The sequence below is a fragment of the Planctomycetota bacterium genome (assembly GCA_016872555.1).
Lineage (GTDB): Bacteria > Planctomycetota > Planctomycetia > Pirellulales > UBA1268 > F1-20-MAGs016.
In genome coordinates this window covers 1-26371 of the sequence record VGZO01000006.1, presented here as the reverse complement: position 1 = coordinate 26371, position 26371 = coordinate 1, and the positions used below count along the sequence as shown (strand labels likewise).

Annotated in this window: 19 protein-coding genes, 1 tRNA gene, 1 rRNA gene and 1 pseudogene; 6 read left to right on the top strand and 16 right to left on the bottom strand. The window is 67.8% G+C overall.

Translation table 11 applies throughout. The features are described from left to right. Positions 1–25 precede the first annotated feature (25 nt). The 13 genes from FJ309_03190 to FJ309_03130 all read right to left on the bottom strand — a co-directional run bounded on the left by FJ309_03190 (position 26) and on the right by FJ309_03130 (position 13237). Positions 26–808, bottom strand: a complete 783-nt coding sequence (locus tag FJ309_03190) for a TatD family deoxyribonuclease (GenBank protein MBM3953620.1) — start codon at positions 806–808, stop codon at positions 26–28. Positions 809–810: 2 nt separating this feature from the next. Further along, positions 811–1242, bottom strand: coding sequence for a hypothetical protein (locus FJ309_03185; protein MBM3953619.1), 432 nt, complete (start codon positions 1240–1242; stop codon positions 811–813). A gap of 49 nt (positions 1243–1291) precedes the next feature. After that, complete coding sequence (locus FJ309_03180) at positions 1292–2941, bottom strand: NADH-quinone oxidoreductase subunit N (protein MBM3953618.1); 1650 nt, start codon at positions 2939–2941, stop codon at positions 1292–1294. Beyond that, positions 2938–4737 carry an NADH-quinone oxidoreductase subunit M gene (locus FJ309_03175; protein ID MBM3953617.1) on the bottom strand — a complete coding sequence of 600 codons (1800 nt, stop codon included), beginning with the start codon at positions 4735–4737 and terminating at the stop codon, positions 2938–2940. Before FJ309_03175 ends, FJ309_03180 begins: the two co-directional genes overlap by 4 nt. Before the next feature lie 48 nt (positions 4738–4785). After that, positions 4786–7188: an NADH-quinone oxidoreductase subunit L gene (nuoL, locus tag FJ309_03170; protein MBM3953616.1), complete on the bottom strand. Its 2403-nt coding sequence runs from the start codon at positions 7186–7188 to the stop codon at positions 4786–4788. 163 nt (positions 7189–7351) lie between these two features. Then, a complete protein-coding gene (gene nuoK / locus FJ309_03165; protein MBM3953615.1) occupies positions 7352–7747 on the bottom strand; it encodes an NADH-quinone oxidoreductase subunit NuoK in 396 nt (131 codons plus the stop codon). Next, on the bottom strand, positions 7747–8478 hold the full coding sequence (locus FJ309_03160) for an NADH-quinone oxidoreductase subunit J (protein ID MBM3953614.1): 732 nt from the start codon (positions 8476–8478) through the stop codon (positions 7747–7749). Before FJ309_03160 ends, nuoK begins: the two co-directional genes overlap by 1 nt. Further along, positions 8478–9719, bottom strand: a complete 1242-nt coding sequence (gene nuoH, locus FJ309_03155) for an NADH-quinone oxidoreductase subunit NuoH (GenBank protein MBM3953613.1) — start codon at positions 9717–9719, stop codon at positions 8478–8480. The genes FJ309_03160 and nuoH overlap by 1 nt, the downstream gene beginning before the upstream one ends. A gap of 193 nt (positions 9720–9912) precedes the next feature. Continuing rightward, positions 9913–10110 carry a hypothetical protein gene (locus FJ309_03150; protein MBM3953612.1) on the bottom strand — a complete coding sequence of 66 codons (198 nt, stop codon included), beginning with the start codon at positions 10108–10110 and terminating at the stop codon, positions 9913–9915. An 18-nt stretch (positions 10111–10128) separates the two neighbouring features. Next, positions 10129–11337: an NADH-quinone oxidoreductase subunit D gene (locus FJ309_03145; protein ID MBM3953611.1), complete on the bottom strand. Its 1209-nt coding sequence runs from the start codon at positions 11335–11337 to the stop codon at positions 10129–10131. A gap of 44 nt (positions 11338–11381) precedes the next feature. After that, entirely contained in the window at positions 11382–11936 is a 555-nt protein-coding gene (locus FJ309_03140; GenBank protein ID MBM3953610.1) for an NADH-quinone oxidoreductase subunit C, read from the bottom strand. A gap of 55 nt (positions 11937–11991) precedes the next feature. Next, entirely contained in the window at positions 11992–12621 is a 630-nt protein-coding gene (locus tag FJ309_03135; protein MBM3953609.1) for an NADH-quinone oxidoreductase subunit A, read from the bottom strand. Positions 12622–12709: 88 nt separating this feature from the next. Beyond that, the gene (locus FJ309_03130; protein MBM3953608.1) at positions 12710–13237 is read right to left on the bottom strand and encodes a 4Fe-4S dicluster domain-containing protein; all 528 of its coding nucleotides are present in this window, start codon (positions 13235–13237) and stop codon (positions 12710–12712) included. A 749-nt stretch (positions 13238–13986) separates the two neighbouring features. Between FJ309_03130 and csrA the strand changes: the two are divergent. From csrA to FJ309_03105, 5 genes and pseudogenes are all read left to right on the top strand, one after another. Next, positions 13987–14160 (top strand): annotated as a pseudogene (gene csrA / locus FJ309_03125) (carbon storage regulator CsrA). Positions 14161–14440: 280 nt separating this feature from the next. Continuing rightward, a tRNA-Glu gene (locus tag FJ309_03120) sits at positions 14441–14513 on the top strand. A gap of 55 nt (positions 14514–14568) precedes the next feature. Further along, on the top strand, positions 14569–15684 hold the full coding sequence (locus FJ309_03115) for a ferrochelatase (GenBank protein MBM3953607.1): 1116 nt from the start codon (positions 14569–14571) through the stop codon (positions 15682–15684). Positions 15685–15698: 14 nt separating this feature from the next. After that, positions 15699–16415, top strand: coding sequence for an alpha/beta hydrolase (locus FJ309_03110; protein ID MBM3953606.1), 717 nt, complete (start codon positions 15699–15701; stop codon positions 16413–16415). A gap of 77 nt (positions 16416–16492) precedes the next feature. Next, on the top strand, positions 16493–17386 hold the full coding sequence (locus FJ309_03105; protein MBM3953605.1) for an aldo/keto reductase: 894 nt from the start codon (positions 16493–16495) through the stop codon (positions 17384–17386). Positions 17387–17456: 70 nt separating this feature from the next. Here the strand turns inward: FJ309_03105 and FJ309_03100 are convergent, their stop codons facing one another. The 3 genes from FJ309_03100 to FJ309_03090 all read right to left on the bottom strand — a co-directional run bounded on the left by FJ309_03100 (position 17457) and on the right by FJ309_03090 (position 21765). Beyond that, positions 17457–17972: a PH domain-containing protein gene (locus FJ309_03100; protein MBM3953604.1), complete on the bottom strand. Its 516-nt coding sequence runs from the start codon at positions 17970–17972 to the stop codon at positions 17457–17459. Between the two features lie 573 nt (positions 17973–18545). Then, positions 18546–20073, bottom strand: a 16S ribosomal RNA gene (locus FJ309_03095). 540 nt (positions 20074–20613) lie between these two features. Further along, positions 20614–21765: a trypsin-like serine protease gene (locus FJ309_03090; protein ID MBM3953603.1), complete on the bottom strand. Its 1152-nt coding sequence runs from the start codon at positions 21763–21765 to the stop codon at positions 20614–20616. A 216-nt stretch (positions 21766–21981) separates the two neighbouring features. Between FJ309_03090 and FJ309_03085 the strand changes: the two genes are divergently transcribed. Then, positions 21982–26371: hypothetical protein (locus tag FJ309_03085; protein MBM3953602.1), on the top strand; the 4390-nt coding region annotated here is incomplete at its 3' end.

Below are 26371 nucleotides of genomic sequence, written 5' to 3'. Positions count from 1 at the left end.
GGCGCTGCACGGCCCCGTGCCACCGTCAGGCGGCGGAGCGGTGGAGGAACAGCCGCCGTGCGTTGGCGGTCGTCAGTGCGGCGATCTCCTCGAGCGTCACACCCCGCGCGATCGCCAGGCAACGCGCCGTGTGGACGACGTGCGCCGGCTCGTTCCGCCTGCCGCGGAGCGGTTCGGGGGACAGAAACGGGCTGTCGGTCTCGACGAGGAGACGATCGGCCGGCAGCGCCGCAGCCGCGGCGCGGAGGGTGCCGGACGACCGGAAGGTGACCATCCCGGCGAAGCCGAGAAAACACCCCAACTCGACCGCCTCGGCCGCTTCCTCCACGGAACCGGTGTAGGCATGGAGGATCGCGGTCAGCGGCCCGCGTGCCAGGGCGGCACGCACGGCATCGAGGACGTCGCGGAGGCTGTCACGGGTGTGGACCACGACCGGAAGCCGGTGGTTCTGGGCGAGGCGCAGGTGCCGGTCGAACCAATCCAGCTGTCGGTCGCGCGGAGCAGTGTCCCGATACCAGTCGAGCCCGGTCTCCCCGACCCCGGCCACCCGCCCCGAGGCCACCAGCCGGACGAGACGGTCCCACTCGGCGTCGTCGGCCTCGTGGACGTCGTTGGGATGCAGTCCTGCAGTGGCCACGATCCCCGGCTCGGCCGCGGCGAGCGCAGCCGCCGCCTCGCTGTCGAGGGCCCGGGTGCCTATCACCGCCATCCCCGAGACGCCGGCGCCACGGGCCCGCGTGAGGACGTCCGCCAGATCCCCGCCGTACCGCATCGGGTCGAGATGACAGTGGCTGTCGAAAAGCTCCATGGTCAGGAGAGCGTCGCCGCCGGTCGCGGCGCGGCCAGCGCCCGCAGGGCGTCGCCGTGGAACCGTGCCGACTGCAGCGCGTCACGGACCAGGTCGGCTTCGGGCCCGGGTGCGGTCGAGCCGAGCAGCGTGTCGAGGGCGGCAGCCTGCTGGTCGATGCCCGTCACGAGACCGGGAAGCAACGACGCCAGATCGACGTCGTGGAGGGCGGTGTAGCGGATCGGATAGCCGCGGCGCGGCGCGGCGCCCCCTTGGTCGTCGAGGAGCGTCCCGGCCCTCTCCACGAGGTCCCGCTGGTCGGCGACCAGGGAGCCCAACGCCGCACGGATCGACTCTGGACCGGGGAACGTGGTCAGACCGGCGTCGGCGAGGAACATCGGCAGCGTCGGCTCGATGAGGTCGAGCAGCTGCTGGAGGATGGCGGGCTGTGGCATGGTGGGCGTGCGAGCGACAGGAGTTGCGGTTTCCCGCTCCGGGCATCGGTCAGGAGGCGAACCCGCCGGCGAACCTCGCGCAGGCGTAGAGCCCGGCAAAAAATACGCCGAACACCACCACCGGCGCCACCAGTCCGGTCACCAGAGCGCCGGGGAACGAGACCAGCGGGAGCGGCTCGGCGACGCGGTCGGCCGGTGGCGGGCTGAAAATCATCAATGCCAGGACGCGCATGTAGTAGACGAGGCTGAACACCGTGTTGAGGCCGCCGACGGCGAGGAGGACGATCATCAGCGGCTTCTCGGCACCGAGCGTGATCGCCTGGGCAGCCGAGGCGAAGACGAGGAACTTGGCGGTGAACCCGGCCAGCGGAGGCAGGCCGATGAGGCTCACCAGCACGATCCCCATCGCCACCACGATGCCGGGACTCGACTGGATGAGCCCCGCGTAGGCGGCGATCTCCTCGCTCCGCAGGACGTTGCGGAGGAAGGCGACGATCGCGAACGCGGCAAGATTCATGAACAGGTAGACGCCGAGATAGAAGGCGACCGCCGCCACGGCGTCCCGCGCGACCCCCGCACCGGCGGCTCCCGCCATCCCGGCACCCCCCAAGGCAATCGCCGCGGCCACGCCGATCATCAGATAGCCGGCGTGGGCGATCGTCGAATAGGCGAGCATCCGCTTGATGTTCGTCTGGCCGTACGCGCCGAGATTCCCGAGCGTGCAGGTGAGCACCGCCAGCAGACCGATCACGTGGGCGGCGTACGACCGGGCGTCGGCGAGCCCGGCCAGCACCGTGGCATCACTCCCGCTCGGCGCGGTCAGCCCGCACCCCAAGCGGATGGCAAGGGCCACGGCGGCAGCCTTGCTGGCCACCGAGAGGAATGCGCCCACCTCGGCAGCCGCACCCTCGAACACGTCGGGGCACCAGAAATGGAACGGCACGGCCGACAGCTTGAACGCCAACCCGACGGCCAGCATCAGCCCGCCGAGCATCAGAGCCGTCGTCACCCCTCCCGGGCTCCCGGCGGCGAGCAGCGCCGACAGCTTCGTCGCCATCGTCGGCAGGTGAAGCGAGCCGAGGACACCGCCCAACAGGCTGATGCCGTAGAGCATGATCCCGGCCGCACCCGCGCCGTAGACGGCGTATTTGAGCGCCGCCTCCGACGCCGCCTTCCGCCCCTTGAGGAAGCCGGCGAGGGCATACGACGGCACGCTTGCCATCTCCACCGCCATGAACACCATCAGGAGGTGGTTGGCCGAGGCCATCAGGCACATCCCGAGCACGGCCCCGAGAAGGAGCACGTGGAAATCGGTTTCCTCCTCACGGCCAGGGATCCCCGACAGCTTCGTGAACGGGATGTAGAGGACGAGGAACCCGGTGAGGATCAGGCGAACGTAGGCGGTGAAGCCGTCGAACACGAGCAAACCGCCGAACAGCTCCTCGCGAAACGCCCCCGCCGACACCGGCTGCCACGGCGATCCGGGCAGGCTACGGAGATCGGCCCAGGCGTAGGCAGCGGCGAAGAGCACGCCGCCGAACGCCACCCACGACGAGTGGAGGAGCCGTGCCCCGGGAAGCATCCGGCACAGGAGCAGCAGCACGACCGTCACCGCGAGGCAGGCCTCGGGGCGGAACGCGGGTAGCGAGACGTTGAGCGTGTCGCTGACCAGATCCGTCAGCAGGACGCCGAGGTTCACGGTTGGGCTCCGGTGGAGGCGACGTCGGCGACCGGCCCGCCTGCCGACAGCGCGGGGCGGGCATCGTGAACCTGCCGCGTCCAGGTGGCGAGCGCCTCCACCTGCCGGTTCACGGTCGGGGTGACGGTGCGGAAGATCGCCTGCGGGGCGACACCGAACACGATCGCCAGCAGGACCAGCGGCACCGCGATCGCCAACTCACGCTGCGACAGCGGCTCGAGATGATCGCCGTGGGGCCCCTTGTACTCGGCGCCCAGGTACACCCGCTGGATCGCCCAGAGGATATAGGCGGCGGTGATGATCACCGTGAACGCCGAACAGACCGCCAGCGCCTGGCTGTACTTCCAGCTCGACAGCGTGACGAGGACCTCGCCGATGAACCCGCACAAGCCGGGGAGGCCGAGGCCGGCGAAGAAGATCGTCACCGCCAGGCCGGCGTAGACCGGCATCCGCGCGAAGATCCCGCCGAATTCCTCGAGGTTGCGGTGGTGCACACGGTCGTAGAGCACGCCGACCATGAAGAACATCCCCGCGGAACTGATGCCGTGGGCGAGCATCTGGAACATCGCGCCGTTGACCCCCTGGGCCCAGGCGTCCCAGGCGTATTGCGTACCGGCGACCGCGCTCCACACGCCGAGGCCGAGCATCACGTAACCCATGTGGCTGACGGAGCTGTAGGCCACCATCCGCTTGAAGTCCTTCTGGGCCAGGGCCGCGAACGCCCCGTAGACCATCGATACGACACCGAGGCCGCACACCAGCCAGGCAAGGCTCAGGCCGCCCCCCGGGCAGATCGGATAGCAGATCCGCAGGATCCCGTAGCCGCCGAGCTTGAGCAGGACGCCGGCCAGGATCATCGAGATCGGCGTCGGCGCCTCGACGTGGGCGTCGGGAAGCCAGGTGTGGACCGGCACGACCGGGACCTTGATCACGAACCCGATCAGGAGGAGAAGGAAAGCGAGCGTCTCGACGCTCCACCCCCAGACCCTCGCCGTGGCGAACGGGCTGTCGGGCGACTGCCCGATTTCCGCCAAGGCGAGGATGTTGAACGTGTGGATCGGGGCCGGCGCCGAGCGGATCTTCTCCACCGCCGCGATCCGCGCCGCCGGCTCGAGATCGGGGCTGACGACGTGCGCCGCGAGGAGCTTTTCCGGCGACAGCGTCCGAACGTCGCTGGTGAAGTACAGCATCAGGATCGCGATCAACATCAGCACGCTGCCGAGCAGCGTGTACAGGAAGAACTTGATCGCCGCGTACTCGCGCCGCGGGCCGCCCCAGATGCCGATGAGGAAATACATCGGCAGCAGCATCACTTCCCAGAACACGTAGAACAGGAAGAAGTCGAGGCCGAGGAACACGCCGAGCATGCCGGTCTCGAGGAGTAGAAACAGCACGAAATAGGCTTTGACATGCTTGGTGATCGGCCAGCTCGCGGCCGCCGCCAGCACCGACAGGAACGTCGTCAGGAGCACCAGCGGCATGCTGATCCCGTCGAGCCCGAGCAGGTACTCGATGTTGAAGGCCGGGATCCACGGCAGCTTGACCACCGACTGCATCCGGGCGAGCCCGCTCTCGAACTGCCCCGGCCCGCGGCCGCCGAACAGCCATGGCAGGCAGATCCAGGCGGAGAGCAGGAACACGACCGCCGTGGTCCCCAGGGCGATCCAGCGCACCGTCTCGTCACGGCCGCGGGGGATGATCGGCAGCGAGAGGAATGCCGCCACGAGGGCGGGGAGGAACAGCATCAGCGTCAGCGGCCAGAAGGCGGGCTGCACGGCGGCGGCGGCGTCGGGCATGGTCGATCCGTGGGAAGGAGCGGTGGGTGCGGTGTCGGGCGGCGGCGATCAGCCGGCCAGCGCCGTGCGGTAGAGGAAACTCACGAGGACGAACAGGGCGACGGTACCGAGGGCGATGAACAGGACGTACTGGCGGAGCCGACCGGTCTGCAATTTCTTCAGTTCCAATCCGGCGTTCCATGTGACGTCGGCAGTGGCATCGACGAGCCCGTCGACCACCCAGCGGTCGATCCAGGCGTCGATCCCGGCGATCCGCCGGGCGCACCAGGCGACGCCGTCGATGATCCGGTCGATGATGCCCCGATCGGCGCCGCTGGCGATTCCCGCCAGCGCCAGTGCGGGCTTGACGAACACCGCGTCGTAGAGCTCGTCGACGTACCAGCGGTTCGCGAGGAACGTGTACACCGGACGGAACAGCCCGGCGACCAGGCCAGGGGAGAGGATCTTCCACCAGTACATCGCCGCCGCGAGCAGCACGCCGGCCGTGGCGGTCGCGAACGCGGTCAGCGTCGCCGTGACATGGACGGCCCCGACATGGCTCTCGTGCTCGGCGGGGATCGTGAGCCCCGGAAACAGGTAGCCGCTCGATTCGGTGCCGCCGGTGCCGGCCGGCCGCGCCTGTTCGATCAGGTTCGCGATTCCGAACCCGCCGGGCAGCGTCCACCCGGCGACCACGGCAAGGACTGCCAGCACCAACAACGGCCTCACCATCACGTCGGGCGACTCGTGGGCGTGCTCGGCGACGTGGTGGTCGCGCGGGCTGCCGAGGAACGTCATGAACCAGAGGCGGAACATGTAGAACGCGGTCAGGAAGGCACCTCCGGCGACCGCCAGAAACAGCCACCCACGCCCGGGGTTGGCATTGGCGAACGACAGCGCCTGGGCGAGGATCGCGTCTTTCGAGTAGTAGCCGCTGGTGCCGATCACGAACGGGATCCCGGCACCGATGATCGCCAGGCAACCGACGAGCATCGTCCACGCCGTCGCCGGCATCGGGCGGAGCAGGCCGCCCATCTTCCGCATGTCGTTGGTGTGGCAGGCGTGGATCACCGACCCCGAGCAGAGGAACAACAGGCTCTTGAAGAAGGCGTGGGTGACCAGGTGGAACAGGCCCGCCGCCCAGCCGCCAACCCCCAGCGCGAGCATCATGTAGCCGAGCTGGCTGACGGTCGAATAGGCGAGCACGCGCTTGATGTCGTTGGCGACCAAGGCGATCGTCGCCGCGATGAACAGCGTGATCGCCCCGATGACGGCGATCACGAACAGCACGTCGGGGGTGAGCACCGGATAGAAACGGCCGACGAGGTACACGCCCGCCGCGACCATCGTCGCCGAATGCACCAGCGCCGACACCGGCGTCGGCCCCTCCATCGCGTCGGGGAGCCAGACGAAGAGCGGGAACTGGGCGCTCTTCCCCACGCACCCGCAGAAGATCCCCACCCCCGCCACGAACAGCAGCCATCGCCCCAGCCCGCGTGATCGCCAGCCCTCGACGTTGGCGGCGACGGCGGTGGCGGTGGCAGCGGGGTCGCCAGCGCCCGTCCGGACGATGGCGGCGACGTCGGCGGCCGCCTCGGCGGCGACCATGCCGTCGGGGACCGTGAGCGCGTGACCGCGGGCGGGCGGCCGCACGAGGCTGAACAACCCCTGGCGATTGACCGGCGTGCCGAGGTCGTCGGGCACGACCCGGTCGCCGAAGTGGAGCGTGCCCAGCGCCCCCCACAGGGCCATCAGGCCGATCAGCATGCCGAAGTCACCGACCCGGTTGACGATGAACGCCTTGTTGGCGGCGGTCGAAGCCGAGCGACGCTCGAAATAGAAGCCGATCAGGAACCACGAGCAGATGCCGACGAGCTCCCAGAAGATGAACACCATCGCCAGATTGCCGGCGATCACGATGCCGAGCATCGAAAAGCAGAACAACGACAGGGCCTGGAAGAACCGCGGAAACCGCCCCGGCCGGTGGAGGTGGTGGCCGTCGGCGAGCGTCACCTCGTGGTCGGTCACGCCGTGGAGCTCGTCGTGCATGTAGCCCGACGCGTAGACGTGGATGCAGGTCGCGATCAGCGTGACGACCACGAACATCAACACGGTGAGGGCGTCGATCCACCACCCGATCGACAGCGTGAGGCCCCCTGCCTCGTAGAGCGTGTACCAATCGCCGCTGTACGACGGCGGCAGCGGCGCACCGTGACCGCCGGCACCATGGCCGTCGTCGGCGTGCCCGTGGGCCGATTCGCCCCCCGCGGCCGCTCCCTGATGTCCGTCGCCGGCCCCGCCTGGGCCGGCGGCGCCGTCGTCACCGACGGCACCATGGTCCGCGCCGCCATGGGAAACCGCGACGACGGGGTGGTTGGAAACCCAGACGCCCGCCGCGAGCAGGGACAGCACCAGCGACGTGGCGATCGCCGCGGTCGCGAGCCGCGCCGCGTCGCGCCCGTGCGGCCCCATCCGCGGCCCGTAGAACAGGATCGCGACGAACGACACCAGGGGCGCCAGCCAAGCCAGGCCGAGGAGGAACGGCAGGGTCGACGAAGCGTCCATGGAATGTCGTGAGGCGGTGCGGCGGGATCGGAATCGCCCGGACGGCGGCAACCCGCCTTCCGGCGCGGCCTCACCCCTTGAGGTCTTCGCCACGGTCGACGTCGACGGTGGCATGGTTGTTGTAGAAATTCAGCGTGATGGCGAGGGCGACCGCGGCCTCGGCCGCCGCCAGCAGGATCACGAACAGGGCCGTCACCTGCCCATCGAGCCCGAGCCCGCCGCTCGGATCGCCGAGTCCGCGGAGGTAAGGAGACGCGAGGGCGACGAAGTTGATGTTGGCACCGTTGAGCACCAACTCGATCCCCATCAGCACGCCCAGGGCGTTGCGCTTCACCGCCATGCAGACGACGCCGGCGACGAACATCACCGCCCCGACCGCCATGTAGTGGGCGACGCTCACCGGTTCGCTGATCGGCCAGACGGCCAGCAGCGCGGGGCCGGCGGTGGCGTGAAACGACTCCCCCATCAGCGCGCCCCTCCGTCGTTGACAGTCGATGCGACCAGAGCGGACCTGCTCCCGCCGGGAGCAGCGCGTGCCACGGCCGCTCCCGGCGGCGCCACGGACACCGACTCCACCGGATCAGCCGACGCCACCGCGTCGAGCGACCGCGGGGTGCGCCGGCGCTTGGCGCGGGCGAGGTAAGCCGCGCCGACGAGCACGACCAGCAGGTGGACGGAAACGATCTCGAAGGGAAGCAGATACCCTGCCCGCCCGTGGCCCGGGCCGCCATCGACGCGGACCCCGAGCAACGCCATACCGAGCGGCGTGGCCGACGGCTCCGCGACCGTTCCTGTCGCGGGCAGGCTCCAGGCCTCGACACCGACCACGGCCCACACGAGCAGCGCCAACAGCCCCAGGCCGGCGATGCCGCCGAGAAGCCGATCGCGCGCCGGCGTCGCCAACGACACGAACGGCGACCGGGCCGTGAGCATCACGCCGAACACGAGCAGAACGAGCGTGCCGCCGACGTAGATCATCAGCTGCATCGCTCCGACGAACTCCGCTCCGGCGAGGAAAAACAACCCCGCCGTCGCCGCCAGCGAGAAGACCAGATGGAGGGCCATCCGCACCACGTTGGTGGAGGCGACGACCGCGACGGCGAAACCACAGGCGAGCAGCGCGAACAGGAGAAAGAACAGCGTGTGCCAATTGATGGCGGCCAGTGGCACGAGGGCAGCCAGGGGGAGCAGCGACATCACCGTGTCCCTCCCACCGCGATCGCTTCGCCGGATGGCACGGCCGCGGGAGCCGAAACACGACCTGCGGCGCGACCGCCGATCCCCGTGTCTCCGAGCCAGCCCTCACGGACCTCGCCCGCCGGCCGCCGGCTCACGGCAGCGGACCGGACCGCGCCGATGCCGCCGGGAAAGGCGAGCGTCCACAGCATCGCGCCGGCGAACATCGCCGCCGCGATCGGTGTGCAGTACTTCAGGCAGGTGGTCATCACCTGATCGATCCGCAGGCGCGGGAGTGTCCAGCGGACCCACATCATCACCAGCACGCCGAGCGTGGCCTTGCCGAGCAGGTTTGCGATGCCGATCAACCGCGCCAGGTAATGGGCAGTCTCCCCCGAGCCGTCGCTGAGCCCGACGAGCGTCGCCACCGGAACCGGCCCGTTCCAGCCGCCGAGAAACAGGATCGCCGCCAGGGCGCTGACCAGGAACATCGAGCCGTACTCCGCCATGAAGAAGAAGCTCCAGCGGAGCCCGGAGTATTCGGTGTGGAAGCCGGCGACCAGCTCGCTCTCTGCCTCGGCCAGATCGAACGGCGCCCGGTTCACGCTGGCGACGGCGCAGGTGAAATAAACCCAGAACACGACGAACGTGAACGGGTCGTGGAACAGGTACCAATTGGTGAGCCAGCCGGCCTGTTTTTCCCCGATCGTCACCAGGTCCATGCTGCCGGCGAGCATCACCGGGACGACGACGCACATCCCGAGGGGAACTTCGTAGCTGACGACCTGCGCCGCCTCGCGCATCGCGCCGAACAGCGACCACTTCGACGCCGAGGCGTAGCCGGCGAGGATCACGCCGAACACCTCGAGCCCGAGGACCGCGATCACGAAAAACACGCCGACGTTGAGCCGCTGGGCGACGACATCGAACGCGAACGGCAGCGCGAGAAACGCACAGAAAGAAGCGCAGAAGCTGACGTACGGGGCGATGCGGAACAGCACTCCGTCGGCCCCTTCCGGCATCAGGTCTTCCTTGGCGAGGAGCTTGATGCCATCGGCGAGCGACTGCAGCCACCCGAACCGGCCGCCCGTGCGGGTCGGACCGAGCCGGTCCTGGATCCGGGCGGCGATCTTGCGCTCGGCCCAGATGAACACCAGCGCCCCGCCGGCGATGATGTTGAGGATCAGGACAGCCGAGACCAGCGCCGTGATCGACCAGGCGAGCCAGCCGGGCAGACCGAGATTGAGAAGGAAGGCTGCCATCGACCGTCACCCGCACCGCGTGGGGCCAGGGGCCGCCGGTCCGCCGGTGGGCAATTCCCCGGCGAAAACCGGACTTCGTGAAAAATCGCACGAAGTGTGCATGAAGTTCACGGTCTCCACAAGTGGCCGAGAATTCATGCCGGATACGCCCGGGCCGGCGCCGCCCGGGCGTCTCGGCCCATCGCGCTCGACGTCAACCCGCAGGCTCCCCCTCGCAACACGTTTCGCAGATCCGATGGCACGCGCCACAGACGAATTTGGACCGAATCTCGATCAATCCCCCGCCGCACGCCGGACATGCGCCCCATGGAGAAGGAAACCGCAAGTCTTCGGCAGCGCCGCGGTTCGGCTCGGGGCATCGCTCCGCGGCCCCCTGCTCGGGTTCGTTCATCGGTCACCCTTGGCCCCGTCAGCGGTCGATTTCCCCCATCACGATGTCGAGACTTCCGACGATCGCCGGCACGTCGGCGATCAGGCAGCCGCGGCACAGTTCGGCGAGCACGGACAAGTTCGAGAACGAACTCGATCGCGCCCTGGCTCGCCACGGGATCGCACTGCCGTCGCCGATGAGGTAGAAGCCCATCTGACCCTTGGGGCACTCGGTTTCGAGGTAGGCATCGCCCACCGGGAGTTTTTCAGTCAGCTTGGCCGGCTCGCCGATCGTTCCCGGGCACGACGCGTAGCGGTCGATCGCCTGCCTGACCAAGTCCATCGACTGGACGACCTCGATCATCCGCACGAAGAACCGGTGCCAGCAGTCGCCGAGCACCGCATCCGCGGGGACGGGGGGATAGGTGTGGTCACGCGGGTACCGTCCCCCCTTTTGCACGGCCACCTCGAAGGCATAGCCGTCGTACATCGACGTGTAGATGCTCTCGCCGTCGCGGCGCAGGTCCTGGTCGACGCCGCTGCCCCGCAGCACCGGCCCCGAACAGCCGTAGTCGATCGCCAACTCGCGCGACAGCACGCCGATCCCGGCGGTGCGTTTCACGAAGATCGCGTTGGTCGTGAGCAGCGAGTGGTACTCGGCGATCACCGGTGCGAATTGGTCGAGGAACGCCTCGCAGCGCCGCAGCCAACCGGCCGGAAGATCAGCCGTCAGCCCGCCGACGGTGATGTAGCTGTAGGTCAGCCGCGCGCCGCAGGCCTCCTCGAACAGGTCGAGGATCTTCTCCCGCTCCCGGAAGGCGTACAGAAACGGGCTGAACGTCCCGAGATCGAGGCCGTAGGCACCCATCCCGACAAGGTGGCTGGAGATCCGGCCCAATTCCGCGATCAACACCCGCAGATGCCGGGCTTTCTCGGTGACCTCGAGACGCATCAGCTTCTCGACGGCCAGCGCCCAGCCGAGATTCATGTTCATCGCCGCCAGATAGTCCATCCGGTCGGTGTACGGAATCCACTGGCGGGGCGTGAGGTTCTCGCCGATCTTCTCGGCGCAGCGGTGGAGATAGCCGATGTGGGGTTCGATCTCGGAGACGATCTCGCCATCCGTGCGGAGCACGAGCCGCAGCACACCGTGGGTACTGGGATGCTGCGGCCCCATGTTGACGAGCATCTCGTCGGTGCGGACGTCGAACTCGATGATCCGCGGATCGTCATCCACCGAAAGCGACATCGTCGGGATCCTGCTGGCGGGAAAGGGTCGGGGGTGGGACGCGGTCACTTGCCGCGGATGCCGTGGTATTCCAGCGGCATGACATAGTCGCGCCGCAACGGGTGGCCTTCCCAATCCTCGGGGCAGAGGATCCTCCGCAGGTCGGGATGCCCGGTGAACATCACGCCCGAGAGGTCGAAGACCTCGCGCTCGTGCCAATCGGCGGTCCGCCAGATGCCGGCGACGCTCGGCAGCTCGGGAAGACGCCCCGACGCGTCACCCGCCCAGCGCGGCAGTTTCACCTTGACGACGAGGCTGACGCGGGCGTCGGTGCTCCAGAGGTGATAGACGACCTCGAGGTGCGGCTGCCACGAGACCTTCGCCGCCTTCTTCGGATCGGGCTCGAACCAATCGACTGCCGTGATGCACTCAAGCGAGTCGAAACGCACGTGGCGGTTGGTTTTCAGCCAGCGGCACAACTCGGTCAGGCGCTCCGGTGGGCACTCGACCCAGGGGTCAAGTGCCTCGAGGTTGCGCCCGCTCACGACTCCCGGCAGGGCTTCGTCGAGAAGGTCGAGGAACCCTGGCCCTCGGGGGGCCGCCGTGCCACGCTCGCTCATCGCCACCTCGCCACTGCGCCTCGTCGACACACGCCGGGACCCCGTCCGCGGTCAGCTACCGCGCGGGAGATCGTTCCGCGGCAACCGCCCGCACCCAATCGAGATCGCCGCGGTACCAGACGTAGGCGAACCCGGTGAGCAACACCGCGAAGAACACCATCATGTCGCAGACTGCGGCAAGCGCGAGCGTCCTCCCCGCCGTCGCGGTCGACCATTCCGCCGCCGCCTGCGCGGGCGTCGTGCCGTCGCGACGGGCCAGTGCCGCGCGGACCGCGTCTTCCTCAGCCGGCGTCCGATCGGCCGACAGCCGCGGCACTTCGTCGCCTGGCAAACCCAATTCGCGGAGGAGGCCCGAGGTGGCCGCGGTCGGCAGGCCGTCGGCGGTCGCCGTCACGAGCGTCGGATCGGCGAGTTGAGTCGCCTTCCCGAACACGGTCGCCCACGGAAAGAACAACGCGACCTCGACGTCGAAAATGATGAACAGCAGGGCGACGACGTAGAACCGCAGGTCGAATTGGACGAAGCTCGAGCCGATCGTCGGCTCGCCACACTCGTAGACCTCCAGTTTCTCCTCGTTCGGTTCCCGGGGCCGGACGAGCCACCCGACCAGCAGGTTGACGCACAGGAACGCCCCGCCGATCGCGACGAACAGGGCGACGAACCCGGCGATCAGCACGGGATGCATGTTCACCTCAACTCCCTGCCCGCTCTGCACGCGATTTCCGTGGAGACACCGAGGCCGGCGGCCGGCTCGAACGCTTGAACCGACGGGGTCACTGGTTCGGCCCGCCGTGGACGGGTTCGACGATCACCTTCGACGCGGCGACCGCCGTCGGATTGAGCGTCGACCGTCCCCAGGCGACGTCGACGGGAAGCCTGGCGAAGTCGACGATCGTTCCATCCCGACTGTAGCAACTCAGATCGAGCGTCGAGCCCATGAAAATGCAGTCCACTGGGCATGGCTCGACGCACAGCGCGCAGAACATGCACTTCGAGTAATCGATGGTGAAGCCGCTGACGCGGAAACCCTTCCCGTCGGTGACCCGCTCCTTGCCGATGTAGATGCAGTCCACCGGACAGGCTTTCGCACACTGATCGCAGGCGATGCAGGTGGTCAGGTCGTAGCGGTGAAACCCGCGGTAGCGGGCGGCGACCGGCGCGGGGAGTTCCGGATACTCGAACTGCTCCGTGAAGGTCCGCCGCGCCGGGTCATAGGTGCTGCCGAAGACGCGGAACGTGACCAGCATGCCCTCGACGACGGTCCAGATCGCTTGGAACAGATTGCGGAACCATTCTTTCATCGCACACCCTTCGCCACGAACTGTCGGTCGTCGCCGGTCTCGGCCCGTGTCCACCTCGGGGAACGGGACCCGCTGGCCCCCGCGGTCTTTCCGCCAACAGACACCCGACGGGGGACTCTTCCCAACCGGAAGCAGCCGTCGGGACGGAGCGGGGCGGGGTCGCGGCAAGTTGCGGCGAAGTATAGATTCATCGACTCGGTCAGCAAGGCGCCGACCGTGCCGCCGCGGCCCCGCTGCCCCACCTCTCCCGCCAGACGAGCCGTCTGGGGAGACGGCGATCCTGATCGTGCCGATCTGGACGGGTGAGCAACCGAGTCCCCGTCGCCGCGTCGGTGGCCGTTGCCGGTCCTCGACGTCTGGCCGGCTAGTTCCTGTTCAGACGGTCCGTGGATTCACAGCCGACGGGCTGCTTCGAGCCGCCGACACGGCACCGCGACCGCCGTCCACCACGGCGCTCGCCGGGAAACCGCAAACCGATTCAAACACGGCTTCATTCATGATCGCGACACCATCCCGCGTTTCCCACCACCAGGGCTCATTTGCCGAACATCGGACCGAAACCGGCGATTGTGGTCCAGGAATTGCTTGACGGCCGCCTGAGATCCTCTACATTCAGGGTGGCTCATGCTGCGTCTTTCCACCTCCGAGCAGGGGGTGAACTGACCGCCTGACAAGTGCCTCGTGTTTGGCGGCTCGAGGTGTTCGGTCGTCACCGCTTCCCCCCGCGTGGTTCGCGGGGAAGGTGTCCCATGCTCGTCCTGTCGAGAAAAAAAGACGAGTGCATCGTCATCAACAACGACATCACGATCGTCGTTGTTGAGATTCGTGGAGACAAGGTGCGTCTGGGCATCGAGGCGCCAAAGGAGGTGCCGGTCCACAGACGCGAGGTCTTCGAAGCCATTGCGCGTGGGACCGACGCCACGGTCACCGAAGAGGTCCAGGCGGAAGCCGTCCCGGCGGCTGAAGACGCCCTGCGTGGTCCGGCTCCTGATGGCCAGGCGGTTCAGGCGACGGTGCCACCGGTGGGAGAACGTGCGATCGCCGAGAGCCGTTCGGTGCATACCGACGCCGTCCGCTGAGCCGCACTGAAGACTGGCCTTCACGCGGCTGGGCTCATCTCGGGAGTCTCCGGTCGCCTCGCTTGCCGGAACTGCTTCCTGCGGCGACAATCAGATCGGTTTGTGAAGTCGATCGACTGCTTTCGGCCCCGTCGTCTAGAGGCCTAGGACACGGGCCTTTCAAGCCTGCAACACGGGTTCGAATCCCGTCGGGGTCAGTGCCGAACGCGTTGTGACCGATCCGGAGTCGGAGCCGCCAGGAGGACCAGCACGATGCCGACCGATCCCCGTGGCGACCGGTCAGGAGCGGCCGGTGGTCTGGGCGATGGCGGGCTCTACGACGCGGTGCTGCTGGTCTCGTTCGGGGGCCCGGACGGGCCCGACGACGTGATGCCGTTCCTCGAGAACGTGGTCCGCGGTCGCCCCGTGCCACGCGAGCGACTTCTCGAGGTCGCCGAGCACTACCACCACTTCGGCGGCCGCAGCCTGATCAACGAGCAGAATCAGGCGCTGCTCTCGGCCCTCCGCGCCGAACTGGCGAGCCGCGGGCCTCAGCTCCCCGTCTACTGGGGAAACCGCAACTGGCACCCGCTGCTTCCCGACACCCTGAAGCAGATGACCACCGACGGTGTCACACGCGCCGTGGCGCTCGTGACGAGTGCGTTCAGCTGCTACTCGGGCTGTCGGCAGTACCGGGAAAACGTCGCCGCCGCCTGTGCGACCGTCGGTGGCGACGCACCGACGGTCGACAAAATCCGCGTGTTCTTCAACCACCCCGGGTTCGTCGACACGATGGCGGACAACCTCCGCCGGGCGTTGGCCGATCTGGGTGGTCGCGGTGAGCCCGTCACGGTCTTGTTCACGGCGCACAGCATCCCGATGTCGATGGCCGACACCAGCCGATACGTTCCCCAACTCGAGGAGTCGTCGCGGCTGGTCGCCGAGGCGGCCGGTGTCTCCGACTGGCGGCTCGTCTTCCAAAGCCGGAGCGGCCCGCCCTCCCAGCCCTGGCTCGAGCCAGACGTGTGCGACGCGATCCGCGGGCTGGCCGGGGGTGGCGTGTCCCGCGTCGCGATCGTCCCGATCGGCTTCATTTCGGACCACATGGAGGTGCTGTACGACCTCGACACGGAGGCAGCCGACCTGTGCCGTGAACTGGGCGTGCAGATGGTTCGGGTGCCCACGGCCGGCACCGCACCGCGCTTCGTGTCGATGCTCCGTGACCTGATCGCCGAACGGCACTGGCAACTTCCCGACCGTCCGGCCGTCGGAAGGCTTTCGGCCAGTCACGACGTCTGCCCTGCCGACTGCTGCCCCGCTCCCGCAGCCCGTCCGCCGGCGAACCCGACGGGAAGTGGAGAGCGCCCCGCGCGAGGTCCGGGACGATGACCGGGACTCCGTCCGTGACGCCATCGCCCCGCACACCGCGCGAACGCGTTGCGCTCGTCCATGGTTTTCTCGCCAACACGCTGATGCTGGCGCTTCTCGCCCGTCGTCTCCGACACCATGGCTACCAGACGCGGGTATGGGGCTACGGCAACATGTGCTGCTCGATCCTGCGGCACGCTGAACGGTTCGCCACCGAACTGCGGCGAATGGATGCCGACCCCGCCTGCGGCCGTCTGCATCTGGTCACGCACAGCATGGGCTGCATCATCGCCAGGGCTGCTCTGGGGATGTTTCGCCCCTCCAAGCTCGGCCGCTTCGTGATGCTCGCCCCGCCGAATCGCGGCTCCCGCGTGGCCACTGCCGCCGAACGCGTCTTCGGCGGCATCTTCCGTCCGGTCAGGGAACTGACCACCATCCCCACCAGCCTGGTCAATACGCTGCCGATACCACCGGGGCTCGAGATCGGCGTCGTCGCCGCGGCGCACGACCTGCTCGTGACACCGGAGAGCACCCGTCCCGACGTGCATCACGACCACGTGACGTTACCCTGCATGCATTCGAGCCTGCTGTTCCGCCGTGATGCCGCAGAGCTCGTTGCCGGGTTCCTCGCGACCGGGTCTTTTCTGCTGCCCGCCACGGCCATTCCCGAACGGGCGGGTGACGTCGACCGATCACGGCTGCCTGCGCTGGCTTCGTGGTCGCCGCCACCCGGCGTGGGTGAGTCGTCGTGAACCGGACAGCGCGACGCCTCGGCAACTCCACGGTCCACGTCGGGCCGCTCGGCCTGGGCTGCTGGCCCCTGGCCGGCATGACGCGCGGTGGCATCACCGCCGCCGACGCCCGGGCCACGGTGGCGGCAGCGATCGCGGCGGGAATCACGCACCTCGACACCGCCTACTGCTACGGCGAAGCCGGCGAAAGCGAGGCCGCGATCGCGGCCGCGCTGTCCACCCATCGGCGTGCCGACGTGGTGCTCGCAGGCAAGTGCGGGATCCATTGGGAGCCGGGGCGGAAACAGGTGGTCGATGGCCGGCCCGAGCGCTTGCGGCGCGAAGTCGACGAGAGCCTGCGACGGCTCGGGACCGATCATGTGGACCTGCTTTACCTTCACGCCCCCGATCCACGGATCCCGATCGAAGAGTCTGCCGGAACCCTGGCATCGCTGCGGGCGGAGGGCAAGACGTTGGCGGTCGGAGCGTCGAACATTTCGGTCGACCTCCTCGATCGCTTCGTCGCCGTCTGCCCGCTGGACGCCTGCCAGATGCACTACAACATCCTCCAACGCGAGATCGAGGCGGACGTCCTCCCCTGGTGCCGGGCCCGCGGGGTGTCGGTGGTCGCCTACTGGCCGCTGATGAAAGGCCTGCTGACCGACACGATGGCGCGGGATCGTGTTTTTCCCACCACCGACAGCCGCCACAAATACCCGATGTTCCAGGGGGACGAGTTCCAGCGGAATCTCGATTTCGTCGATGCGCTGCGCCCGATCGCTCACCGACTGGGGCGACGCGTGCCGGACATCGTTCTGGCTTGGACCGCGGAACAGGACGGGATCATAAGTGTCCTGGTCGGTGCGACGAATCCCGACCAGGTTCGGGAAAACGCCGGCAGCCTGACGTGCGAGCTCGACGACGAAGCCCGTCAGGCGATCGCGCGGGCCGTGGCTGCACGCGGCGCGGTGGCCTCCCGGAAGCCCGTGTGACCGGGCGGCGGAGCTCCGCGCGAGCGGCCCGCGCGACTCGCCGGGAATTGCCCCCTGGCGACTCGAGCCATCAACGCCGCGCGTAGGCGTCGGAACGCAGGGCCTCGACCGCGGTGAACGATTGCCTCGTCTCGAGGCAGGTGCGGCGGAAAGCCTCCGGGCGGCTCACGCCGGCCAGCCGCAGCACACCCACCGCTCCCCGACGAAAGACGAGGTCACCGGCCGCAAACCACTCCTGGCCGGGTTCCACCTGGACATCGATCGCATCGAATCCGCCGAGATCGACAAACTGCCGAACCGTCGGATTGACACCCTCCTCCACCAACACGCGGCGATTCGTCAATCGATAGCGGGTGAAACGCCACGGCAACCGCATCGACAGGTAGAGCATGAGTCCCAGGGGGATCGTGGCAAGCAGGGCCACTCTTCCGAGAGTCAACGCCCCGAATCCCCCACGCAATCCATACAGCCGACCGAGCATCCTCCCCACGCCAGTCGAGGCAACCGACGGCCAAACGGTCATGACGGTGGTTTCGGTGACCTCGGGAGGCGAGACCCCGGCGATCGGATGCACTGTTCGCGACATACGCCCACACCCCGCAACGGGAGAACTCACGGACCACCGACGACTTCGCTTCCATCGAGGAGGACGACGCCCACACCACCAGTGCTTCGCGCGTCGATCGCGGAAACACAAGCTCAGGAAACCGCGTCGCCGCTGCTCCGATCGGTTTAGCGAATCGTACACCGCCGAGGGGTGCTGCACAGCCACCCGACCCGAGATCGACTGTGCCGTGCACCGGTGTCGATGTCCCCGGCAAGTCGACCGACAAACGAGCTCCGTAAAAAGAAAAAACCCGTTGTGGCTCGGCCGAGCCACAACGGGTTTCGTTCGTTCACGACCGCAACCACGAGGGATGCGTTCGGGCAGTTTTGCTCTCCTTCACCACGGCGGAATCCGCCGGACTCAGGATTGCATGATCTCTTTCGGTGGCACGAACCCAGCCCCTCCCCGAAGGTCGAGGCCAGTACGATCGTCTCCACAATTCTTTGAAACCGTCGCCACCTTCGGGTCACCAAACCGGAAAAACCGGCAGGCTATCCGAAGCCGACGACAGCCACCCCAGGAGTGCCCGAAGGCACCGCGAGGTGTTTCCTTTAGAAAGGAGGTGATCCAGCCGCAGGTTCCCCTACGGCTACCTTGTTACGACTTAGTCCCAATTGCAGAGTTCATCTTAGGCGCCTGGCTCCTTGCGGTTACCTCAGCGACTTCGGATGCCCCCCACTTTCGTGGCTTGACGGGCGGTGTGTACAAGGCTCAGGAACACATTCACCGCGGTATGCTGACCCGCGATTACTAGCGATTCCAGCTTCATGCAGGCGAGTTGCAGCCTGCAATCCGAACTAGGGGCCGTTTTTTGGGATTTGCTCGACCTCGCGGCTTTGCATCCCTTTGTGCGACCCATTGTAGGACGTGTGCAGCCCTAGTCATAAGGGCCATGAGGACTTGACGTCATCCCCACCTTCCTCCGGTTTAACACCGGCGGTCTCTCTAGAGTCCCCGACTTTACTCGCTGGCAACTAGAGACAAGGGTTTCGCTCGTTAAGCGACTTAACGCGACATCTCACGACACGAGCTGACGACAGCCATGCAGCACCTGTGCACGTTGTACCCGAAGGCCTGGCTCGGCTTTCACCGAGTTAATCCGTGCATGTCAAGACTAGGATAAGGTTCTTCGCGTAGCCTCGAATTAAGCCACATCCTCCACCGCTTGTGTGAGCCCCCGTCAATTTCTTTGAGTTTCAGCCTTGCGACCATACTCCCCAGGCGGAGCACTTAACACTTTCGCTACGACTGAAAGGCTATGGAGGACCCTTCAATCAAGTGCTCATCGTTTACAGCCAAGACTACCGGGGTATCTAATCCCGTTTGCTACCTTGGCTTTCGTGCCTCAGCGTCAGAAAAGACCCAGTGAGCCGCTTTCGCCACCGGTGTTCCTCAAGATATCAACGCATTTCACCGCTCCACCTTGAGTTCCGCTCACCTCTGTCTCCCTCGAGCACGGTAGTTTTGAGTGCAATTCCTCAGTTGAGCTGAGGGCTTTCACACCCAACTTTCCGCGCAGCCTACGCACCCTTTAAGCCCAGTAATTCCGAGTAACGTTTGTACGGTTCGTCTTACCGCGGCTGCTGGCACGAACTTAGCCCGTACTTCCTCCTAGAATAGGTCAAACAGAAGGGAGAACCCTCCTGCATTTCCTCCCCTACGACAGCGGTTTACAACCCGAAGGCCGTCATCCCGCACGCGGCGTCGCTCGGTCAGGCTTGCGCCCATTGCCGAATATCCTCGACTGCAGCCACCCGTAGGTGTCTGGGCAGTGTCTCAGTCCCAATGACGCGGGTCGTGCTCTCACACCCGCTACCCATCGTTGCCTTGGTGAGCCGTTACCCCACCAACAAGCTAATAGGATGCAGGCCCCTCCCAAGGTGGAATCACACCTTTGGTCCGGAGACATTATTCGGTATTACCTGCAGTTTCCCGCAGCTATCCCGAACCCTGGGGTAGGTACCTACACATTACTGTCCCTTTCGCCGCTTTCCCCGTATCGCTACGGTTCTCGCTCGACTTGCATGCCTAATCCACGCCGCCAACGTTCACTCTGAGCCAGAATCAAACCCTTCAATTTGTTGGATCATGACCGCACAACTCGCCGGGAAACCCGGTGGGATGCGCGGAAAAGCCTGAGCCCCCGAGGGGGCATTGAAAGGCTCATCTGTCTTCGATCTTGCCGATCCAGAATGTGGCGAACCAAATGGCTCGCCGCGCTCGGATCAGCGCCGGTCACGATCGCGTGCCGGCCGAAACCGAAAGAGATCAAACTGCCGAATTGTCAATGAACGACCGGCGACAGGTCCCGAGGGATCGTCGTCCGGGTGATCCGAGGGTAGCAGGGATTCGGTTCGAGTCAACGGGCGATTTTCCCAATTCCCGCCAAACCGTCACCTTTCACGTTGTTTTCCCAGTCAATTCCCGGAAGAACGGCTCGATCGCGCATGTTTGCCAAGGCGGAACGATCCCTCACGGAGGGCCCGTGGCGGCGCTCGATGGTGATCGATGTCGGCTACGAAGACGTTTCTCCAGTGGACCGCGGAGCGAGAATCGCGTCTGTCCAAGCCTCGGCGTCGGTCGGCATCCGTCCGTGAAAACAGAGCATTTCCCGGGAGATTCAGCGCTCTGCTTCCAGGCTGACGGGAATCTCGAGGCGGCGGCCTTCGCGCTCGACCGCGATCAGCACGGACTCCCCCATCTTGTGGGTCTCGATGGCGGCGAGAAAATCGTCGGCAGTCTGCACCGCAGCACCGTCCACGGCGACGATGAGATCGGCGCCCTGGCGGTCGACCCGCTCGAACTCGGCCACGAAAGGGCCTTGGCGGCGCCGCTCCCGGATCACCTTGAAGCCCCGCAAACCCGCCCGTTCGGCCGGCCCGTCGGGAGTCAGGGCGGCGACCAGCAGCCCGCGATCGGTTTGGTAGACCCGGGCGATCCCCGCCTCCGGTCGGACCACCTTTCCATGCTCGATGAGCTGGGGAACCACCCGGGCCAGCGTCCCGACCGGAATTGCGAAACCGACGCCGGAATGCTGCCCCGTGCGGCTGGCGATCGCCGTGTTCATCCCGATCAGTCGGCTCGAGCTGTCGACCAAGGGGCCACCCGAGTTGCCCGGATTGATCGCGGCGTCTGTCTGGATGATCGACTTGATCGTCCGGCCGCTTCGGGTCGGGAGGGAGCGGTTGAGGCTCGAAATGATCCCCGTGGTCAGCGTCCGCTCCAGGCCGAACGGATTGCCGATCGCGAACACGCGCTGCCCGACGAGCAGGTCGGCGGAGCTGCCGAACACGACCGGCACGAGGGCTTCCGGAGGGGCGTCGATCTTCAGCACGGCGACGTCCGTCGCCGGGTCATGCCCCACGAGCGTCGCCTGATGGTCGCGGCCATCGACCAGAGTGACGCGGATTTCCCGGGCATTCTCGACGACGTGGAAATTGGTGAGCACGTGCCCGCGGGTGTCGAGCACGACCCCGGAACCGGCCCCTTCGGACGGCAGATCGAGGAAAAACAGGCCGCCCTGGGCCGTCGAGCGGGTGGTGATGTTGATGACGCTGCGGTTGACGGCTTCGTAGACCGCGATGTTGGTTCGCTCGTCCGGCGTCAGGACCCGAGGTGGCGCGCCGCCGCCCGGCGGCATCCCCTGGGCCGCGAGCCTCTTCGCCGGCGTTCCGGCCAACGCTGCCGCGACCAGCGTCATGACGGCCATTCCGACGATGCCGCGCCGCATTCCCCCTCTCGTGCCGCAGTGCGTCGTGACGATCATGCCCATTGCGTCCTCGTCGCGGTCGCCGGTCGGGCCGTGACGGCATCGGCGCGCCCCGGTCTCCGCCTGGCAGGGGCTCAGCACAGCCGTTCCCGAAGTCCGCAGTATTGCCGGCTCCGCCGGGAGGGCCAACAGCTTTTCCGCACTGCTCCAGCGGCGAAAACTCCCTGAACCCCGCAAAACTCGGCCATAACGACGTTGGCTTGAACAGACCGACGAAATATGCTTAAGGCCGTTCCCGCTTCCGTAGCCATATCGATTTCGCCGCCCGGAGGGACCATGGCGTACCTTCACCCGATCGGACCGATGCCGCACGACGCGGCCCCTGCCGGCACCGTTCGCACGCGACGTGACGGCGCCCGCCGCCGCACGGTCGTCGGGGCCGCGATCGCGCTAGTCGGCCTCGGCGCCGCCACGGCAGTGCGGGCGGCCGACGCGCCGGCGACCGTGACGTTCGTGGAGCGCTTCCAGCGTGACGAACTGTCGCCCCAGGTGACGGCGGTGGGAATCCGTGGCCCGGCAACGCCGCGGGAGGCCGAAGCGACGCAGATCGTCGTCCTGGTCGACACGTCGGCCAGCCAGTCGGGACCGCACCGCCGGCGGGCGTTGGAGGCCGTCGAGGCGTTCCTCGGAAAGTGCCGCCCCGCCGACCGCGTGTTCCTCGCCGCCGTCGATCTGTCGTGCACGCCACTGTCGAAGCGGTTCGATGGCCCCACCGGAGGCGACATCAAAGGCGCCCTGGCGGCTCTCGGCAATCGCACGCCGCTCGGTTCGACGGACCTCGTCACCGGCATCGACGAGGCAGCGCAGTTGTTCGCCCCGGGCTCGGCACAGCGGACGATGGTGTATGTCGGCGATGGCCCGGGGCTGACGGGCCTGGAGGCCGCCGAGTACCGGCGGATGCTCGACGGGCTGCGCGGCCGTCGGATCTCGTTCTCCGCCCTCGGCATCGGGGCCGACGTCAACTGGACCTGCCTGGCAGCGATCGCCAATGCGACCGGCGGGATGCTCCTCGTGCCCGAGGGCGCCACGTCGCCGGCCGATGCCGGGGCGCGGATGGCGGGGCTGGCAGCCGCTCCGGTGACCTGGCCGGAGGACACGCTCCTGTCCACCAACGCGGCGGATGCCCGCGTGAAACTCCTCCCCGGCGACGCTCCCCCACTCCGCGGAGACCGGGATTCGGTGCTGATCGCCGTCGGCCCGCTCACCGACGCGCGGCTCGAATTCGCCGTCGAGGTTCCCTCCGGCAAGGGGCTGGTGCAGAAGCAGGTGACGCTTGCGCTCCCCGACGCCGAGTCGCGTTCCGACAATGCCTTTCTGGAGGAACTCGCCCGCAATGCCTTCGACTCCGCCGGCATTTTCCTTCCCACGCTCGGCCGTGAAGGTCTCGATGTGGCCCGCGGCGTGATCCGCGGCGAGGCGGCGACGCTGGCGACGATGTCGCGCCAGGCGGAGAGTTCCGGTGCCCACGGATCGGCGCTGCGCCTGGCTTTCGCCGCGCTGCGACGCGATCCCGACAACGCCGAAGCCGCCGTCGTTTTCACCGCCGCGCAGAAGAGCATCGCCGACGGGATGCGCCTCGCACAGGCCGGGCAGCCTCCGGCGGGCGACGACCCGTTCGCGCCGGTCGATCCTCCGGCACCCGCGGAGCGGGCCGGTGACGCTCCCCCCCGCCCCGCCGCCGACCCGCTGCGCATCGAGGAGCCGCGGCAGCCGCTCGGCCGGGACACGGTCGAACTCGAACCGGAGGATCGCCCGGTCGCCGAACCGCTCCCCCCGGCGGGGATCACGGCCGAGCCGGCCGAGCCCTGGATCGAGGATGCCGATCCGGGGGTCGAGGCGCTCCGGCGCCCCACCGCGGCGGCCGGCGAGGACCTCGCCGCCATCACCCGGATGCGGAAGGTTCGCGCCCAACGCCTCGAACAGGAGACAGCCGTCCGGCTGCGCACCGCGCGCCAGACCTGCGCGATCGATCCCGATCGTGCCCGACTCGATCTCAAGGAACTGCAGCGCGTCGTGCTGTCGTCGGACGATCTCGATCCGGCGGTCCGTGACCGGCTCAACCGCCAGATCGAGATCGGGATCCGCGATGCGATCGTCCGCGCCCGGTCGAAGGCCGAGCACGACCTGGCCGCCGATCGCAACCGGGCGATCGCCCTGGAACGCGCCCGGCTCGACGGGGAGCTGCGGCGCCGCGAAGAACGCTTCAAGCAGCTCACCGAGCGCTACCACGCGCTGGTGGAGGAGGGGATCCGGGTCGGCTTCCAACGGCCCACCGACGCCTTCACCGAGGCCGAGCGGGTCGTCGGCAAGGAGATGGGCGAGGAGGCCTCGTGGCTGTACGCCAACCGCGGCATGCCGATGGCGGCCCGCGAGGTGGCGGTGACTGCGCCGCTCGTGGCACGGATTCTCGACTACCACGCCGAGAACACACGCGTCCGGCGCGACCAGCAGCGTGGGTTCATGGACTCGCTCCACCTCGCCGACGTGGCGGCAATCCCTTATCCCGACGAGCCGCCGGTGATCTACCCCAGCGCCGCGCGCTGGCAGGAGATCACCCGGCTGCGCGAGAAGTACAAGTCGGTCGATCTCGCCAATCCGGGCACCGCCGAGCAGACGATCTACGACGCGCTCGACAAGCCGGTCGAGAGCTTGGATTTTTCCGAGACGCCGCTGCGCGACGTGATCTCGCAGCTCCAGGATTCCCAGGGGATCCCGATCCAAGTCGACAACAAGGCCCTTGAGGAACAAGGTTTCGACCTCGACGCCCCCGTGACGCGCAGACTCTCCGGGGTGTCGCTGCGCTCGGCGCTGCGGCTGATTCTCGGTGACCTCGACATGACGTATCTCGTGAAGGACGAGGTCCTCAAGATCACCACCAAGGAAAAGGCGGCCGAGGAACTGATCGTGAAGGTCTACCCTGTCGCCGACTTGGTGATGCCGCTGAACGCCGCCGGCGGCGTCAACCCGTTTCAGGGTGGCGGTGGCATGGGGGGGGGCATGGGCGGCGGCATGGGCGGCATGGGCGGTGGCATGGGTGGCATGGGTGGCGGCATGTTCCAGGTCTCCGATGCCAAGTCGCGCATCGGCATGCGTGAGAAGAAACCCGACACCACCGGAACGCCTGCTCCCCGGAAACCCGCCGCGCCGGCTCCCGCTGCCGGAACCGAAGCCGACTCCGCGACCTCGGGCGCCGGCGTCGACAGCCTCGGGCTTCCCGAGCGCATCGTCGAAGCGGCCGACATCACCGCCGCGGTCGCCGGCTACCTCCACGACGGCGATCGCGCCGACCTCGGTGGCCGGCTGGCGCGGCTGCGGATTTCCGCGGCGGAGCTGGGACGCAAGGGGCGTTTCGACCGGGCGGCCGACCTGATCGCCGCCGCGATCGCCGCCGGCTCCCCCGAGCCGTGGATGTACGAGTCGCTCGCCCTGGCGCTCGAGGCTGCGGGCAAACCGACCGCCGACGTCGAGCGGGCGCTCCTCTCGAGTGCCGACTTCGCCCGATCGCCGACCGAGTTGCTGGCTCTCGCCAACTATCTGGCACGGTTCGGATCGAATCGCCAGGCCCTCCGGCTGTGCCGCCAGGTGGTGCGCGTCGACCGGGCCAACCGCGAGGCCTACGCCCTGGCGATGGCGCTGGCCGCCAAGGACAAGGACGATGCAGCGCTCCGCTGGGCCTGTGCCGGGGTGCTGGCCCACGAGTGGCCCGCCGCCCAGCAGGAGGTGCCGACGCGGGCGGCCCGGCTGGCGAAGGCGGCGATCGAGCGGCAGCGGAAGGAGGGACGCGGCGACGAGGCTGATGCGTTCGCCGCCGATATCGATGCGGCGCTGGTCCGCGACGTGGAACTCGAGTTCTCCTGGAACGGCGATGCCGACATCGACGTCGTCGTCGAGGAACCGGCCGGGACGATCTGCTCGGTCGCCAGCCCGCGGAGCATTTCCGGCGGCACGCTGCTCGCCGACCTCGACGCCGGCCCGGATCGCGACAACGGCACGCACCGCGAGCGCTACATCGCCGCCGAGGCGTTCCCAGGCCGTTACCACGTGCTCGTCCACCGCACCTACGGGAAGGTGGCGGCCGACACCGTGACGGCCGAGTTGATCCTGCACCGCGGCACGGACCGCGAACAGCGGTTGCGCCGGCAAGTTCCACTGGGTGCGGACGACACGGTGTTCTCGATCGACGTCCCCGACGGCCGCAGACGCGAGCCGCTGCTGGAGGCGCAGATCGCCCAGGACTTCGCCGCCCAGCAGGACATCAGCCGCGCGGTCCTCGCACAGCAGCTGGCGGGGATCAACGATCCGGCGCTGGCGGGCTCGATGTCGCAGGGGCGCGGCTCGGCGCCCGGCGGTGAATCGTCACCGTTGCTGCCGTTCACCCGCGGTGGCGCGGCCGGGTATCAGCCCATCATCTCGACGCTTCCCGAAGGCACCAACCTTCAGGCGACGGCGGTGGTGTCGGCCGACCGGCGCTACGTTCGCGTCTCGGTGACGCCGCTGTTCTCCGGTGTCGGACAGGTGACCACGTTCAACTTCGCCGGCGGCGGTGCGATGGGCACCGGCGGGATGGGTGGCGGTGGCATGGGCGGCATGGGTGGCGGTGGCATGGGCG

Coding starts and splice junctions, on each gene's coding strand:
- FJ309_03190 (MBM3953620.1), bottom strand. CDS start 808: ATGGAGCTTTTCGACAGCCACTGTCATCTCGACCCGATGCGGTACGGC.
- FJ309_03185 (MBM3953619.1), bottom strand. CDS start 1,242: ATGCCACAGCCCGCCATCCTCCAGCAGCTGCTCGACCTCATCGAGCCG.
- FJ309_03175 (MBM3953617.1), bottom strand. CDS start 4,737: ATGCCCGACGCCGCCGCCGCCGTGCAGCCCGCCTTCTGGCCGCTGACG.
- nuoL (MBM3953616.1), bottom strand. CDS start 7,188: ATGGGGCCGCACGGGCGCGACGCGGCGCGGCTCGCGACCGCGGCGATC.
- nuoK (MBM3953615.1), bottom strand. CDS start 7,747: ATGGGGGAGTCGTTTCACGCCACCGCCGGCCCCGCGCTGCTGGCCGTC.
- FJ309_03160 (MBM3953614.1), bottom strand. CDS start 8,478: ATGTCGCTGCTCCCCCTGGCTGCCCTCGTGCCACTGGCCGCCATCAAT.
- nuoH (MBM3953613.1), bottom strand. CDS start 9,719: ATGGCAGCCTTCCTTCTCAATCTCGGTCTGCCCGGCTGGCTCGCCTGG.
- FJ309_03150 (MBM3953612.1), bottom strand. CDS start 10,110: ATGAACGAACCCGAGCAGGGGGCCGCGGAGCGATGCCCCGAGCCGAAC.
- FJ309_03145 (MBM3953611.1), bottom strand. CDS start 11,337: ATGTCGCTTTCGGTGGATGACGATCCGCGGATCATCGAGTTCGACGTC.
- FJ309_03140 (MBM3953610.1), bottom strand. CDS start 11,936: ATGAGCGAGCGTGGCACGGCGGCCCCCCGAGGGCCAGGGTTCCTCGAC.
- FJ309_03135 (MBM3953609.1), bottom strand. CDS start 12,621: ATGCATCCCGTGCTGATCGCCGGGTTCGTCGCCCTGTTCGTCGCGATC.
- FJ309_03130 (MBM3953608.1), bottom strand. CDS start 13,237: ATGAAAGAATGGTTCCGCAATCTGTTCCAAGCGATCTGGACCGTCGTC.
- FJ309_03115 (MBM3953607.1), top strand. CDS start 14,569: ATGCCGACCGATCCCCGTGGCGACCGGTCAGGAGCGGCCGGTGGTCTG.
- FJ309_03105 (MBM3953605.1), top strand. CDS start 16,493: ATGACGCGCGGTGGCATCACCGCCGCCGACGCCCGGGCCACGGTGGCG.
- FJ309_03100 (MBM3953604.1), bottom strand. CDS start 17,972: ATGTCGCGAACAGTGCATCCGATCGCCGGGGTCTCGCCTCCCGAGGTC.
- FJ309_03090 (MBM3953603.1), bottom strand. CDS start 21,765: ATGGGCATGATCGTCACGACGCACTGCGGCACGAGAGGGGGAATGCGG.